The 13523-nt window shown below is 69.8% G+C and carries 13 protein-coding genes and 2 pseudogenes; 10 read left to right on the top strand and 5 right to left on the bottom strand.

Going from position 1 to position 13523, the window contains the following annotated elements:
- The 4 genes and pseudogenes from VGZ32_RS08285 to VGZ32_RS08300 form a co-directional block, all read left to right on the top strand.
- A pseudogene (locus tag VGZ32_RS08285) lies at positions 1-408 on the top strand (4-hydroxy-3-methylbut-2-enyl diphosphate reductase); the annotation flags it as partial.
- Entirely contained in the window at positions 405-1043 is a 639-nt protein-coding gene (locus tag VGZ32_RS08290) for a transketolase C-terminal domain-containing protein (RefSeq protein ID WP_326885286.1), read from the top strand. The pseudogene VGZ32_RS08285 and the gene VGZ32_RS08290, both read left to right, overlap by 4 nt.
- Positions 1044-1087: 44 nt before the next feature.
- Positions 1088-1854 (top strand): annotated as a pseudogene (locus tag VGZ32_RS08295) (flavodoxin-dependent (E)-4-hydroxy-3-methylbut-2-enyl-diphosphate synthase); the annotation flags it as partial.
- Positions 1855-1998: 144 nt separating this feature from the next.
- Positions 1999-2541, top strand: coding sequence for a hypothetical protein (locus VGZ32_RS08300; RefSeq protein ID WP_326885287.1), 543 nt, complete (start codon positions 1999-2001; stop codon positions 2539-2541).
- Positions 2542-2600: 59 nt separating this feature from the next.
- Here the strand turns inward: VGZ32_RS08300 and VGZ32_RS08305 are convergent, their stop codons facing one another.
- The gene (locus tag VGZ32_RS08305; RefSeq protein WP_326885288.1) at positions 2601-5495 is read right to left on the bottom strand and encodes a helix-turn-helix transcriptional regulator; all 2895 of its coding nucleotides are present in this window, start codon (positions 5493-5495) and stop codon (positions 2601-2603) included.
- A 751-nt stretch (positions 5496-6246) separates the two neighbouring features.
- Between VGZ32_RS08305 and VGZ32_RS08310 the strand changes: the two genes are divergently transcribed.
- Complete coding sequence (locus VGZ32_RS08310) at positions 6247-6471, top strand: hypothetical protein (RefSeq protein WP_326885289.1); 225 nt, start codon at positions 6247-6249, stop codon at positions 6469-6471.
- A gap of 128 nt (positions 6472-6599) precedes the next feature.
- Positions 6600-7133 carry a type II toxin-antitoxin system VapC family toxin gene (locus VGZ32_RS29020; RefSeq protein ID WP_414642510.1) on the top strand — a complete coding sequence of 178 codons (534 nt, stop codon included), beginning with the start codon at positions 6600-6602 and terminating at the stop codon, positions 7131-7133.
- A 231-nt stretch (positions 7134-7364) separates the two neighbouring features.
- Here the strand turns inward: VGZ32_RS29020 and VGZ32_RS08320 are convergent, their stop codons facing one another.
- Genes VGZ32_RS08320 through VGZ32_RS08330 form a run of 3 tightly spaced genes read right to left on the bottom strand, consistent with a single transcriptional unit; the run spans position 7365 to position 9494 of the window.
- The gene (locus VGZ32_RS08320; RefSeq protein ID WP_326885291.1) at positions 7365-8819 is read right to left on the bottom strand and encodes a glycosyltransferase family 39 protein; all 1455 of its coding nucleotides are present in this window, start codon (positions 8817-8819) and stop codon (positions 7365-7367) included.
- 22 nt (positions 8820-8841) lie between these two features.
- Positions 8842-9195 carry a TetR/AcrR family transcriptional regulator C-terminal domain-containing protein gene (locus VGZ32_RS08325; protein ID WP_326885292.1) on the bottom strand — a complete coding sequence of 118 codons (354 nt, stop codon included), beginning with the start codon at positions 9193-9195 and terminating at the stop codon, positions 8842-8844.
- Complete coding sequence (locus tag VGZ32_RS08330; RefSeq protein WP_326885293.1) at positions 9153-9494, bottom strand: helix-turn-helix domain-containing protein; 342 nt, start codon at positions 9492-9494, stop codon at positions 9153-9155. The genes VGZ32_RS08325 and VGZ32_RS08330 overlap by 43 nt, the downstream gene beginning before the upstream one ends.
- Before the next feature lie 79 nt (positions 9495-9573).
- Between VGZ32_RS08330 and VGZ32_RS08335 the strand changes: the two genes are divergently transcribed.
- Together VGZ32_RS08335 and VGZ32_RS08340 are read left to right on the top strand one after the other, a co-directional pair.
- A complete protein-coding gene (locus tag VGZ32_RS08335; protein ID WP_326885294.1) occupies positions 9574-10521 on the top strand; it encodes a heavy metal-binding domain-containing protein in 948 nt (315 codons plus the stop codon).
- Positions 10522-10929: 408 nt separating this feature from the next.
- A complete protein-coding gene (locus VGZ32_RS08340) occupies positions 10930-11271 on the top strand; it encodes a ThiF family adenylyltransferase (protein ID WP_326885295.1) in 342 nt (113 codons plus the stop codon).
- 16 nt (positions 11272-11287) lie between these two features.
- Here VGZ32_RS08340 and VGZ32_RS08345 read toward each other — a convergent pair whose 3' ends face one another.
- Positions 11288-12295, bottom strand: a complete 1008-nt coding sequence (locus VGZ32_RS08345; RefSeq protein WP_326885296.1) for a helix-turn-helix transcriptional regulator — start codon at positions 12293-12295, stop codon at positions 11288-11290.
- Between the two features lie 244 nt (positions 12296-12539).
- On the opposite strand from VGZ32_RS08345, the gene VGZ32_RS08350 reads away from it, so the two are divergent.
- Entirely contained in the window at positions 12540-12962 is a 423-nt protein-coding gene (locus tag VGZ32_RS08350; RefSeq protein WP_326885297.1) for a VOC family protein, read from the top strand.
- Between the two features lie 242 nt (positions 12963-13204).
- On the top strand, positions 13205-13486 hold the full coding sequence (locus VGZ32_RS08355) for a hypothetical protein (RefSeq protein ID WP_326885298.1): 282 nt from the start codon (positions 13205-13207) through the stop codon (positions 13484-13486).
- Positions 13487-13523: the final 37 nt, after the last annotated feature.

Here is a 13523-nt window from a genome sequence, read left to right on the forward strand (position 1 = left end):
GTCATCCAGGCGCTGCGCGAACGCTTCCCACTGATCCAGGAGCCCCCGTCCGAGGACATCTGCTATGCCACCACCAACCGGCAGAACGCCGTGCGGGCCCTGCTGCCCGAGGCCGACCTGCTGCTGGTCGTCGGCTCCTCGCACTCCGCAAACTCCGCGCTGCTGGCCGATCTCGCCCGGCGGGCCGGCACCGCCGCGCACCTCATCGACTCCAGTGTCGACATCGACCCCGCCTGGCTGGAATCGGCCGCCACCGTCGCCGTGTCCGCCGGGGCCTCCGCGCTGCCGGCCATCGTCGAGGAGGTCGTCGCCGCCATCCGGGCGCTGGGCCCGGTCATTGTGACGGAACGCTCCGTGACCACCGAGACCGTGCACTTCGCGCTCCCGAGGAAGGTGCGCGCATCATGACGCTGACCGCCGAATACACCAGGGCGCCCGCAACCCGCCCCGGGGTGCCGATGACGGACGTGACCACCGACGCCGACCAGCAACCGCACTCCCCCGCCGGCGGCCTGCTCGCGACGGCCGAAACGCCCGTGGGCCTGCGCACCGTGTCGGCTGAGCAGTTGCCCGCACTGGCGACGGAAATCCGGGCCCTGATGCTGGACATGGTAAGCACTACCGCCGAAGCCGAGCTCGAGGCCGCGCACCTGCTGGAGGAGCACGGCATCGGCGTGACTGTCGCCGACCCCCGGTGGGTCGCCCCGGTCAACCCCGCCCTGCTCCGCCTTGCCACGTACCACACCATCGCGGTGTGCGTTGAGGACGGCATCGGCGACTGCGGCATCGGCGCCGTCATCAACCAGTCCTGCATGAAGGCAGGCGTCACAACACCCGTACACTCCCTGGGCTTGCCCAACGCCTTCCTCCAACAGGGCCAACGGGACGACATCCTGGCCGCGGCGGGGATCACCGGGCCGGACCTGGCTGCCACTGCCGGATACCTGTGGTTCGAGCACCCCCGGGGCTGCCCACCGGCCGTCCCCCGAGACCGGCCGCACGTGTACACGCCGGCAGGCCCCTATGTCAGGAGCACGTGGTGACGATCGTCGACCTTCCTCTCCCCTCCCTGCCCGGACTCACCGCCGCGACGGCCGACCCGGAGGCTGTCAGTCCGCTCACGCCGCGGCGGCGCTCCCGGCAGGTCCACGTCGGCAAAGTAGCTGTCGGGGGCGGCGCACCCCCCGAAGCGCTGGCCGAATCCGCGCTGCGGGAGTGCTCGCTGTTCGAGGAGCACGGCTTCACCGACATCAAGATCGCCGCCAAGCACCACGACCCCCGGACCGTGATCGCCGCGTACCGACTCCTCGCCGCCGCGTGCGACTACCCTCTGCACCTGGGCGTCACCGAGGCCGGACCGGTGTTCCAGGGTTCCATCAAGTCCGCGGTCGCCATGGGCGTCCTGCTGTCCGAGGGGATCGGCGACACCATCCGCGTTTCGCTGTCCGCACCCCCCGCCGAGCAGGTCAAGGCTGGCTGCCACATCCTGTCCTCGTTCGGCCTTCGGCCGCGCAAGCTCGAAATCGTCCCCTGCCCGGCTGTGGACGCCTCCAAGTCGACATCCACAAACTCGCCGCCCGCGTCGAAGCCGCCTTCGAAGACTTTCCGCAGCCGCTGCGCATCGCCGTCACGGGCTGCGTCGTCAACGGCCCCGGCGAGTCGCGGGACGCCGATATCGGCGTCTCGTCCGGCAACGGTAAGGGCCAGATCTTCGTGCGCGGCCACGTCGTCGCCGCCGTACCCGAGAGCCAGATCGTCGAACGGCTCCTCGAAGAAGCACTCAAGCTCACCGGGCAGGTCGAGGGCCCGGAAGCGGCCGGGCCCGTTCGATCCGGTGCAGCGCACGGTGATTGAAAGGTTGCCGCAGATGCGTGCCCGAACTCCGAGCGACCCTCGGTTTCAACCGGCAGCACATGACGTGCGACCCGCGCGGCGTCACGTCATGACCGACAACAGGGCGGCGCCCGAACGGCGTCACCCCGTGTGAGAGGTGCCCTCATGCCCTATTTCACGGTCAGCGCACGCGAGCTGAGATTGGGGAAAGGCTTCGACATCATCGACATCGATCACGACGGGGTCACGAACCTCGGAGACTGGGAGGAATTCGCCTCCTACATGTGTGCCCAATTCCGCACGCCGTTCGAGTCTCCGATCGGAACCCAGGTGCGCAACGCCGTGTTGAGCTGGTGGCACGGGGTCCCGGGTCCGCAGGACGCAATCGACGGCGAGATGCACAAGTCGCAATTCACCGCCCACTACGGCGGCACGGCCGAAGCGGAGGTCGCCGCGCTCATCCGCCGGTGGGTCGACGCGGTCTTCGCACTCTGCGACGGCGATGCGGACGGCTGGCTCTCCCTGCGCGAGATCGCCGGGGTGCTGCGCGTGCACGGTGTACCCGAGCAGGTGCTGACGCGGACGATTCAGCACTTCACCGTACACGACGACGGGATCTCCAAGGACGAGTGCGCCGCCTTGATGCTCGACTACTACCTCGGCACCGACGCCCGGCCGCCCGGCAGCGCACTGTTCGGCGAGCCCTGACGATCGCGCCGTCAGGACGGGAGACGACGTCTCGGCGCAACGACGGCTCACCGCGCGGTTCACTGCGCCTCCAGGAGCTCCCCGCCGGTCTCCCGATGGAACGCCTGTCGCGCGATATCCACGCGGCTGCGCACGCTGAGCTTGATGAGGATGTGCGAGATATGGGTCTGCACGGTGCGCCGGGACAGGAACATCGTCTCGGCGATCTTCGGCGTGGACATGCCCTGGCTGATCTGGTGCGCGACCTTGAGCTCGGTGGGGGTGAGCGCCTCCCACCCCAAGGCGGCGCGCTGCGGCCGCAACCCGTGGACGCCGCGCCTGATGCCGAGCGCGCGAAGCCGGCGTTCGGCCCGGCCGATGTCCCAGGCGGCGCCGAGGCCGTCGTAGAGGTCGACGGCCTCGTTCAGCAGGCTCCTGGCCTCATCGACCTTGCCGCGATCGGCGAGGACTACCGCGAGGTCCTCGAGCGCGCCAGCGAGTTCGACCGCCGGTCCGGCCGCCCGATAGTGCTCGACGGAGCACCGCAGCGCCTCCGGATCCCGGTTGAACAATCCCGCACAGCGGCTACTGGCCGCGCCGGCCCTCGCCGGCTTGCGCTCGGCCGCGGCCTCCGCCTCGCACATGCGCAACGCAGCTTGCGCTGTAGCGCGGTCCCCGACCGCCAGCGCGAGCCGGACCATGTCGGGCAGCCACTGGTGGACGAGCGTCATCTCCCCGGGCCGCCGGTGCAGGAACGTCGACAGGATCGAAAGGGCGCGATGCGGATCGCCCTCCTGCTCTGCGGCGAGCGCGTGCGCCGCGACGAGGAAGTCGCTGTTCTCCCGGTCTGCAGCGGTCAGCATCGGAAGGGCCAGTCCCGCGCTGAGCGAGTCCGCGGCCGCCCGGCGATCGTCGCGGCGCGCGGCGATGAGCGCGGCAACCCCGTGCCACAGCAGCGCCGGCCCCCGCTCGCGCAGCCCGCAGTACGTCACCTCGGCGAGTTCCTCGTTGACCGGGCTCACCTCGCCCAGCGCGTCGTCCCAGCGTCCGAGCCAGTACATGAGCACCGCCGCCGTGATGCTCGGGGTCACGCCCCGTGAATCGAGACGCCGGGCCGACGCCCGAGCCTCGAGCAAGGTCGCCTCGGCATCGGGCCACCGGTCGAGGTTCTGCATGGTGAATATCCGGCCGTCAAGGATGAAGGCCCGCAGATCCGCGTTGCCTGTACCCGCGCCCAGTGCGTCCAACGCCCGGTCAAGGAGGTCCAGCGCGGCGAGGTGGTCGCGCCGGATGGAGCTGGTCATCCACAGCGACAGCAGGGCGTATGCGGTGGCGAACGCGTCCGCGGCCTCCTCGCCGGCCTGCAGCGCCTGGTGTGCGACGGCGTCGGCCGCGTCGAGGTCGCCGGTGTGGGCGCGCTGGAACATCGCCTGCGAGGCCAACAGCCTCGCGCGCCACACGTCTGGCAGGTCTTGTCCGCTCAGCGCGCGGCCAACGGTCTCCAGAGCCTGGTCGTCGTTTCCGGTGCTGAACAGGCTGCGGGCCAGCAGCCAGTGGATCTCTGCCCGGCTTGCCGGTTCGGCGGCCGTGACGAGCGCCTGGCGTGCCCGCCTCACGCCTTCGGCGTTTCGGCCCAGCTCGAGCAGCGACCGCGCGAGGGCCACAGTGAGGGCCGCCCATTCGCCGTCGTGCGCCCGCGCCTCGTCGACCTCGGTCTGGAGGAGCTCCACAGCGAGTTCCGGCGCCCGCGCCAGCAAAGCCGGCGCAGCGTCGAGCAGCCAGGGCCGGACCCAGTCGCCCCCGGAACGGCCCGCCGCGGAGAGTTGCTGGGCCACCACCAGTGCCTCCGCGTGCGAAGCGGCCAGTGTCTGTGCCGCGTCCAGGTGCAACGCCGCCCGCATCGCGAGGGGCATCCCGTCGTAGAGCACCTGGCGGACCAGAGGCAGGCGGAAGGCCAGGCGCGAGTCGACCTCGGTGAGGATCCCGGCGGCCATCGCGTCGCGCACCTCGTCGGCGAGCTCGAGAACCGGGCGGCGCAGGAGCGCCGCCAGGTCGGTCACCGCGAACTCGCTGCCGAGGAGCGTCGCGGCCCGCAGCAGCTCCACCGTCCCCGCAGGCATGAAGCTCAGGCGGTCACTCAAAGCGGCCACCAGCGACGGCGGGATTTCCGTGAGCGCATCGGAGGGGGTATCGGCCTGCGCCGAGCCGTTTGCGAGCAGCCGGTCCCGGCGCAGCGCGGTGACGAGCTCGCGCAGGTACAGCGGGTTGCCCATCGCTCCGGCCAGCAAGGGAGCCATCGACCCCTGCGGCGGGACCCCGACCATGCCCGTCACCAGCTCGTCGACTTCGGCGTCGGTGAGCGGCCCGACCGCGATCACCGTGCCGCCGCGGCGCAGTACGGCGGCGCGCAGTTCCTGCACGCTGGATCGGCGTGGATCACGGTGGCACGTGCCGATGAGCAGCAGCGGCAGCTGCCCGACCTCGAGCGTCAACCGGTGCCAGACGGTCAGCGACGCCTCGTCCGCCCACTGCAGGTCGTCGATGACGATCAACGTCGGGGACGTGGCGCAGAGTTCGTCCACCAGCGCCTGCACCATCTCCGACGCGGCGTATACGACATCGTCGACGGCGAGAAGCCCGGGCCGGTGATTGCGCAGGTAGTCGGCAATCGCCGCAGAGCGCGGATCCGGGGATTTGTGCCGGACGCGAAGGCAATCCAGCACCACGCGCAGGGGAAGTCGCTGCGACAGCTGGTCGGCGGTGCCCCAGAACACGTTCCAGCCAGCCTCGCCGGCTGCGGCCGCGCCGGCCGCCGCAAGGGCCGACTTGCCGATGCCAGGCTCGCCCTCCACCCAGACGACTGAACCCTCGCCGCGGCCTAACGAGTCGACGGCGGCTGCCAGCACCGCGAGCTCCCGCTGCCGTCCTACCCATATGTCCGCAGGATCAGCTGGCCACACGCGCGCAACGTCCATCACACTCGTCCGTCTGCCTGTTCGCCGGTCCTCGCATCACATTCACGGTCGCCAGAAATGCCCTGAGAATTCTCGACTGACGGCCGTCCGGCCCCCTGCCGGCTCGTCTCAAGTCGTCACCTATCGCGCGGACCCGTAGACCGACGAAAGCTCCTCCTCTGCGTCGTGCAGGTTCGCGGCCACTGCATCCAGACAGAACGTATGCACGTCGTCGCATGCCGTCAACCATCCACACACGCGGTCGCACGCGTCAGCGACCCTTGCGATCATCAAGAAATTGTTATTCACCAGGATCGGCGCATCCGCCCACGCCCGTGAGCTGCGGCGTACCGCGTGTATACCGATTCATGTGCGCGAAGTGCTCTTCGGGCCGACTGCGCCGGTGAGGACCGCCGCGGTCCGCAGTGTCGCCGAAGGTGGTGACCGCGGCGCCGAGCAACAAAGGAGCCGAGCGCGATACAACGCCACCGTCAGGATGATCCCGCGTGAGCGAGAGGCGCTTCTCACGGTCACGGCCCCTGCCCCTGCCGACAACTCATCGATACTGGCGGTAGCCAGTGGCTGGCTGATATTGAAGTCACGCGCGACGTTGGCGTGAGGCATGCTCGATCGACGGCTTGCTGTGGCATGGTGGCTGGCCGCCGCGGCCCAGCGTACGTGGCGCGATGATTCGCCGGCTCGTGTCACGGTCGGGGTCATACGGGCCCGCGGTCTCGCGCCGTCGCCGGGATCGGGGCGGTAACCTGGGGATATGAGCGTCGCATACGATCACTATCCGGAGCTGCACGATCCGGTGGAACGGCTGCGGCCGGAGAAGGCGGACCAGGCCCGCCGGGCCCTGCTGCGCCTGGTCGAGGACCCGCAGGTGGCCCCGGTCGGGCGCCTGACACGCCTGCCCCGGTTCGACGGACCTGCGGACCTGAGCGAGCGCCTGGACCAGTACCTGTTCGACGGGCCCACCGGTGCTGATCGTTGACGCGAACGTGCTGGTCGCGGCGATGAACCGGCGCGATGCGCACCACGCCCGCATGACCCGCGCTGCTGGACGAGCGCGACGGTGAGTTAGTGGTCACCCCCTACGTGGTGGCGGAGGTCGCCTGCCTGGTGCAGAAGTTCGCCGGCGCCGGCGCCGAGATCGCGTTCATGCAGGCCAGCCGCGACGGGGTGTTCCGCCAGCAGCCCCTGGACGAGCAGGACCTGGCCCGGATCGTCGAGCCGATGGGCCAGTTCCGCGACTTCCCATTGGGCGCCGCAGACGCCTCCCTGATCGCGGTGGCAGAACGTCTGAAGATCCACCAGATCGCGAGCATGGACGGACACTTCCGCGCGGTACAACCGCGCGGCATCGACTTCTTCACCCTCCCGCCCCGACCATTCAAGCGCCTCCCAGAGCACCGTCGAGTGGGCCTGATATGCCCCGCAGAGGCTTCGCTAGGACTGGTTGACAACACAAGAGTGCGCGTGCGGCAGGCGGATGAGCCCGGCTCACGAGAACCTCCGCGCGCCATGATCCGAGAGTCTCGGGCACAGCAGGTGCAGCACGTAGTACAGCAGCAGAGGGAGCGCCTCAAGCCCGAATCAGGGCATAGCGGGCGCATATCCGGGCCCAGAAGCGGGCAAACAAGGACGGAGATGTAAGGCACCTGACTTGTGGTCAAGGGGTCACAGGTTCAAACCCTGTCAGCCCGATGCTGAAGACACAGGTCAAGGCCGGTAACAGGTTTACGGTTACCGGCCGTTTTCGTGCCCGGTGCAGCACGTGGTGCAGCAGAGAGTGCTGTATCGAGGCTCTCGTGGGGTCTCTTCGGGGTGCGGCTGGAGGCTGTAATGACTCCCAGGCCTCGCGCGGATTCTGGCAGAGGTCGAACGCTATACCGCGGTCGAGTTCGTCGTTGCGCAGGCCGTCGGGGAGGGTGTACTGCCCGATCTGGGTGACCTTCCCGCACATCGTGTCCAGGCCGGCGAGGCTGAGGCCGGTGGTGAACACGGTCGCGTCGCTGCCCGGCGGCGGCCACAGATCCAGTAGTTGTTGTGGCCGCTGGCGATCGCCCGGTGGATGCCGTGTGCCGGGCCGAGGATGGTGAGCGCGCCGGCCTCCTCGTAGGAACTGGTGAAGATCGGGACGCCCGGCGGGATTGTCTTGGTGGCCTGAGCGACCTCGGTCACGAACTGCGGCCAGCCGTAGGTGTCCATCACGTCGGGGTTGAGCGCGCGGATCTTGTTGGCGGCCTGGGGTGGCAGTACCGGAAGCAAGGTCAGGACGCTGGTTGTCGCGGATATCACGATCAGCGTCGGCCAGGCCCGCCGTCCGCGTGATGAGTCCGATCGTTCGACGCGCACGGCGCCCGCCGCGAACAGGCCGGTGAGCGCCGGCGCCGGGTAGTACGCCTTGCCTCCGGAGACCGTGAACAGCACGACCGCCACCACGGCGGCCGATAGGATCCAGCGGTGCGCGCGCTGCTCGGCGCCGTTCAGATGGCGGATGCCGAGGATCCACAGGGCGATCAGCAAAATCCCCGCGCCCGCGATCGCCAGCTCCGGTAGCTGGACGAGCAGTGAGCCGAGCGGGCCGCCGCTCTTGTGGGCCAGCGAACGGGTCATGCTCAGGTTCACCCACCGGTGCTGCGCGTCCCAGAGCAGGTTCGGCACCTCGATCAGCGCGGCCAGCACGGCGGCCAGCCACGGCCCGCGCGTGCGCAGCACCGCACGGCGCAACAGCGCGAGACCGACGCCGATCCCGGCCAGCAGCACGGCGAGCGTCGACTTGTTCTCCAGCCCCAACCCGGCCACCAGGCCCGCGAGCAGCCATGCGCGCGTGGTCCCGACCCGCAGCGCCCGCGCGACGAGTACGAGCACCGCGACCCAGAACAACTGGTCCGTCACGGTCGTGCCGAACAGCAGTGAAGCGCCGACGAACACCGGGCACGCAGCGATCGCCCCGGCGGCGATGAGCTGCGCACGCCGCCGACCGCCGAGTTCGGCGGTGAGCACGGCCGTCAGCACGATGCAGCCGGCCTGGCAGGCGACCGCCAGCGCGCGCAGCGCCGGCAGGCCGTCATCCAGCGGGATCGCCGCCGCCAGCCGGGCCAGCAACGGGGTCAGCGGCGGCTGGTCCGCGTAGCCCCAGGCCGGATGCCGCCCGCAGATCACGTAGTAGAATTCGTCGCCGAACCAGCCGTAGCGGGTGAGCACGGCCGCGTGGACGAGGACCGCGATCGCCGTCACCGCGGCCACCCGCCGCCACGCCACCGGCACTCGCTCGCCAAGCGCGGCCGGGCCGTGCTGCGCGGGGCCGTCCTCTTTCAACTCCGTGGTCTCAGACATCTTGTTCCCCCGGATGATGCGTTCAGCCGGCCGGCAGGAACGCGGCCGGCACCAGATGGCGCACGGTGCGGCGGCAGTCCTCGTCGGTGAGCATCGCCGAATCGGGGTCGCCGTGCCGGTGCATGGCGAACCAGGCGATCGTTTCGGCGATGAAGCGGGCCGCGACCGGCACGTCCGGCACCGGCGGCAGCACCCCCGCCTCGATGCGCGCGGTCAGGAACTCGCCGAGGCGCGTGTGGACCCCGCGACGCGACTCGACGAAGTACCACTGCGCGAGCTCGGGCAACTCGGCCGAGCAGCGCTCGACCAGTCGCAACACGGTGCGGTGGCTCTCTATGAAGCCGTAGAGCTGATCGACGATCGCCTGCAGCTCCACCTCACCGGAGTCTCAGGAACCTGCTTCGGTCGGTCCAGCACGTCGGCCAGCGCGTTGACGCCGCCGTCCCGCGCCGCCCACTTGCGCACCACGTCCACGATCTCGTCCGGCTGCGGCGTGGCGACCGGGGCTTCGAGTCCGTCGACGGCGTCCGGGTCCAGCGCGCGCAGCAGTGCGAGGTAGAGCAGCGCCTGCTTGCTGTCCGCGTAGGTGTAGACGGCGCCGTGGCTCAGGCCGAGCTCCGTGGCCACGTCGGAGACGCCCGCCGGCCGGAATCCCTTGGCCGTGAACACGCGCACCGTCGCGTCGGCGACGTCGCCGAGCGGCCGGGCCGGTGGATTGCGTGTTCGGCTCGAATCCGGGTGCTACCGTGCCGCTGTGGACGCGGCGGGGAATCACGTAAGCGAGCCGGTAGAGCCGGACCCGCAGTCCACGCGGCTGGACCGGCTGCATCGCACGCGCAGCTGGAGCTTCTCAGGCCCGGTGGGCGAATTCGCGGCGGCGTCCATCGCCCGCTTCGATCCCGTCGGCCAGGTCTTCGGCACGACCGTGCTGTATCTCGGCTCCCTTACCGGTGGCCCTTGTCTCACCACCAGCCTGTACAACGACCTGCTCGAGCGACTCTCCGCAGCGCGCAAAGTCGCGCTCGAGCGCGCGGTGGCGGAGTGTCAGGCGCTCGGCGGCGACGGGATCATCGGGGTGCGGATGAGCTCCACGAAATTCCTCTCGGACACCATGGAGTTCACCGTCGAGGGGACAGCGGTACGGGCCCGCTCGCACACCCGCCCTGGCGCGCCGTTCACCACCCACGTCTGCGGGCCGGATCTCGCGAAGCTGCTTCGCGCCGACTGGATGCCGGTCGCACTGGTCTTCGGCATCGCCCTCGCCTCCCGCCACTTCGACGACAGCATGTTTCGCCAGACACGCCGCGGCCTGGGCGCCGCCGGCAACCGGGAAGTCGCGGGGTACACACAGCTGGTCAATGACGCTCGGCACGGCGCACGCACAGCGCTGCAGGCCGCAGTCCAGGACCGCGGTGGCCGGGGAGCCGTCGTCCAGGACATGACACTGCACTACAGCGAACGCGAATGCCCGCTGTTCGATCAACACGCCGACTACCTGGCCGAAGCCACGATCCTCGGGTCGGCCATCGTCCCACTCAAGCGGAGCGCACCGACCGCACAGCGGGCGCCGCTGGCCATCATGCGGCTCGATCCTCGACCCGAGGCGACAGCGAAACCCGCGGTCCCGGCCATCATCCCGCGACCGAGCCTGGGCGACCGAGCCTGGGCATACCGGTCCAGGCGAACAGGTCAAACCTGGTGAATATGTGATCGGGCACGGAGGCCAAGCTGCCGGGATCTCGCCGAAGTCCGCGCGAGGTGGAGGCCGAACGCGAAGCCCTGCAGATCACGGCCGAGACCATCCGCGCGACGGCTGCCGACCTTGAGCTCAAACAGCCGCCGCCCCGGCCCTGCCAGACGGCGCGGCCTACCAGCAACCCTGATCAAAACCAGAGTGCAGAACGGTAGAAGACTCGCTTATCGCCCTCTCAGGGAATCGGAGGGTGAAGAACGGGCTGAGTGCCGTCAAGAACTCGAAGCCTCAAGGTCCTCGCCGACCAAGGGCGGTGCCAGCGCCGCCTTCACACCCCTGGAGTCGACACGTTCATCCACCTCGCTTCAGGCGGCCGCCGCGCCCGCACGCGCGCAGCAGCGGCCCCGCCGTGATCTCATGCCCGGCCAGGGCGTCGACCCAGCCGCGGGCCAGCCGCACCGGACCGGAGTCCGCGTGCACCCCGCCTGGCACGACGCCATGCGCGGGGCGCGGGTGGCCGTCGTCGGGGTCGGCAGCGTCAGCGCCACCGCAGCCGACGCGCTGGCCAGCTACGGCATCGGGACGCTGAGCCTGGTCGACCCAGATCACCTGCCCTCGCGCAACCTGATCCGCCACCCGCTCACCGCCCGCGACCTGGGCCGTTTCAAGGTCGCGGGCCTCGCCGCCCCGCTGCTGAGACTTGCCGGATCCGACGAGGAGCACAGTGAGCTGGATGCTCTCTCCGGCTCCCGTGGCTGACGGCGCCGTCACGATGTCACGGTGCCGTGTAACCATCGGCGGCGGCTTTCGCATAGCGGCGGGCGAGGTGGGCGAAGGCTTCCTTGAGTTCGAGCGGTCCGACGACTTCGATGTCGGCGTCGAAGCGGCCGATGGCGGCGGCCAGCCCTAGCCATGACCACGAACCCTGCGTGAGCCGACAGCGATCGGGGCCCAGTGCCTCAACCAACCCGTCGCGGATGAAGGGTGCGACGGCGGAGGCCGGCAGATTGAGGATCACCTCACCGCGGCAGGGCCAGTCGCCCGGTCCGTCGGAGCCGCGGAATCTGCCGGTGACGAAGGCGGCCACATCGCCTCCGGGCAGTTCCCGTCGGGTGAATCGGGGGCCGGAGGGGGTGCGCGGCCGAATGCGGTCCGCACGGAAAGTGCGCCAGTCCCCACGGTCGAGGTCCCAGGCGAGGAGATACCAGCGCCCGCCCCAGGTCACCAGGTGATGAGGTTGCGCCCGGCGCGGGAGGTTCGGCGCGGAGTGGTCCTGGTCCGGCTCGGGCTGGCAGGTAGGGGCGTAGTCGAAACGCAAGACCTCGGCGGCGTGAATGGCGGCGCTCAGCGCTGTCAGTACGCTGCTGTCGACCTGCGGTCCGGGTCGGGTGGCGGGCGGCGCGAGGGCCGTGACCCGCAGTATGTCTATCCGGTGGCGCAACCGTGGGGGCATGACCTGCCGGACGGTGGTGAGCGCGCGTGCCGCGGCCTCCTCGATGCCGGCCCCCGCGATGGTCGCCATCTGCAGGGCGACGGCGAGGGCGACGGCCTGTTCATCGTCGAACAGCAGCGGGGGCAACTGCGAGCCGGCGTCGAGCCGATATCCGCCGTCGGGACCCTTGAAGGCCACGATCGGATAGCCGAGCTCCCGCAGACGGCCGATGTCCCGGCGCACGGTGCGCGACGTGACATCCAACCGCTCGGCCAGCTGATCACCCGGCCAGTCCCGACGGACCTGCAGCAGAGACAGCAGTGAGAGCAGTCGCGCTGAGGTTTTCTGCATAGGGCGCATTCTGCCTCGAAAACAGGACACATCCTGTCCTCTACCCGTGCGAGTGTGATCCCCGAGTCGCCAACGGGATCGACACGCAAGCCCCACCCCCGATCACCGCGGCCGCGCCGCCCATCGTCGCCCGCGCGGCGGCGAATGTGCGGCGGCGAATGTGCGGCGGCGAATGTGCGGCGGCCAGACAACCGCCTTGGGCTCCGACCGGATCCCATGAGCCATCGAACGCAAGGAGCCAATCATGTCCGTCACGTCTACGACCCACCTGAACTTCCGGGGCGACGCCCGCGAGGCGCTCGAGTTCTACCACTCCGTCTTCGGCGGGCGCATCGCCGCCGTCACCTACAAGGACGCGGGTAACCTGCAGAACCCGGACGAGGCCGAGTGGCTGATGTGGGGCGAGGTGGCCGCGGACAACGGCTTCCACGTCATGGCCTTCGACGTGCCCTCCCAGCGTCCGTGGGCCCAGGGCGAGAACTCCTTCTTCGTCTCCGTGCGCGGCGACAGTGCCGAGGAGATCACCGCGCTCTGGGAGAAGCTGGCGCAGGGCTCGACTATCGTGCAGCCGCTGGAGCCCGCGCAGTGGGCGCCGCTGTACGGCATGCTCAACGACCGGTTCGGGGTCGTGTGGGTCCTAGACGTCGCGAGCCAGTACAACGGCTAACCCCGCACGGTGCGGCAGGCGCACGCCCGCCGCACCGCTCATCCCGTGTGAGGCGCGGCCACGTACGTCGCCGCCGACCACCGTCGATGAGTTGCGCCGCATGATCGAGGTGTGCGATCCGGAGACGCTGGCCAGCAAGCGCGACCGGCTCATGCTGGTGCTCGGCTGCGCCCTCTACGCCCGGCGCTGCGAGCTGTCGGACGGACCTGCGCATCGAGGATGTCAAGGAGACCGATCAGGGCTTGAAAATCTTGATCCGGGCGCCGAAGACCGATCGGGACGCGCTTGGCGAGTACGTCCCGGTCAAGGCCGGGCAGCACCTGGAGTCCGACCCGGTAGCGCTGCTGCGCGGGTGGACCGCAGCGCTGGCCGAACTCGGTGTGGCCCCGGGCTTCCTGCTGCGCGCGGTCAACCAGCACGACGCACTCTTCCCGCACGGCTTCATGGCCCTCCCCGCCCCGGCAACGCATCGCACACATATCAAAAACAGATTAAAGCCCTATCCCGCTACGGCATCTTTGTAGATGCCCGCTGCTCGCCCGAACACGGGCTGCGCCGCAC

The organism is Actinocrinis sp. (assembly GCF_035938995.1).
Taxonomy (GTDB): Bacteria; Actinomycetota; Actinomycetes; order Streptomycetales; family Catenulisporaceae; genus DASZGI01.

Bases quoted from the DNA above. Each gene is read 5' to 3' on its own strand.
- VGZ32_RS08290 (WP_326885286.1), top strand. From the start codon at position 405: ATGACGCTGACCGCCGAATACACCAGGGCGCCCGCAACCCGCCCCGGG.
- VGZ32_RS08300 (WP_326885287.1), top strand. From the start codon at position 1,999: ATGCCCTATTTCACGGTCAGCGCACGCGAGCTGAGATTGGGGAAAGGC.
- VGZ32_RS08305 (WP_326885288.1), bottom strand. From the start codon at position 5,495: ATGGACGTTGCGCGCGTGTGGCCAGCTGATCCTGCGGACATATGGGTA.
- VGZ32_RS08310 (WP_326885289.1), top strand. From the start codon at position 6,247: ATGAGCGTCGCATACGATCACTATCCGGAGCTGCACGATCCGGTGGAA.
- VGZ32_RS08320 (WP_326885291.1), bottom strand. From the start codon at position 8,819: ATGTCTGAGACCACGGAGTTGAAAGAGGACGGCCCCGCGCAGCACGGC.
- VGZ32_RS08340 (WP_326885295.1), top strand. From the start codon at position 10,930: ATGCCCGGCCAGGGCGTCGACCCAGCCGCGGGCCAGCCGCACCGGACC.
- VGZ32_RS08345 (WP_326885296.1), bottom strand. From the start codon at position 12,295: ATGCAGAAAACCTCAGCGCGACTGCTCTCACTGCTGTCTCTGCTGCAG.
- VGZ32_RS08350 (WP_326885297.1), top strand. From the start codon at position 12,540: ATGTCCGTCACGTCTACGACCCACCTGAACTTCCGGGGCGACGCCCGC.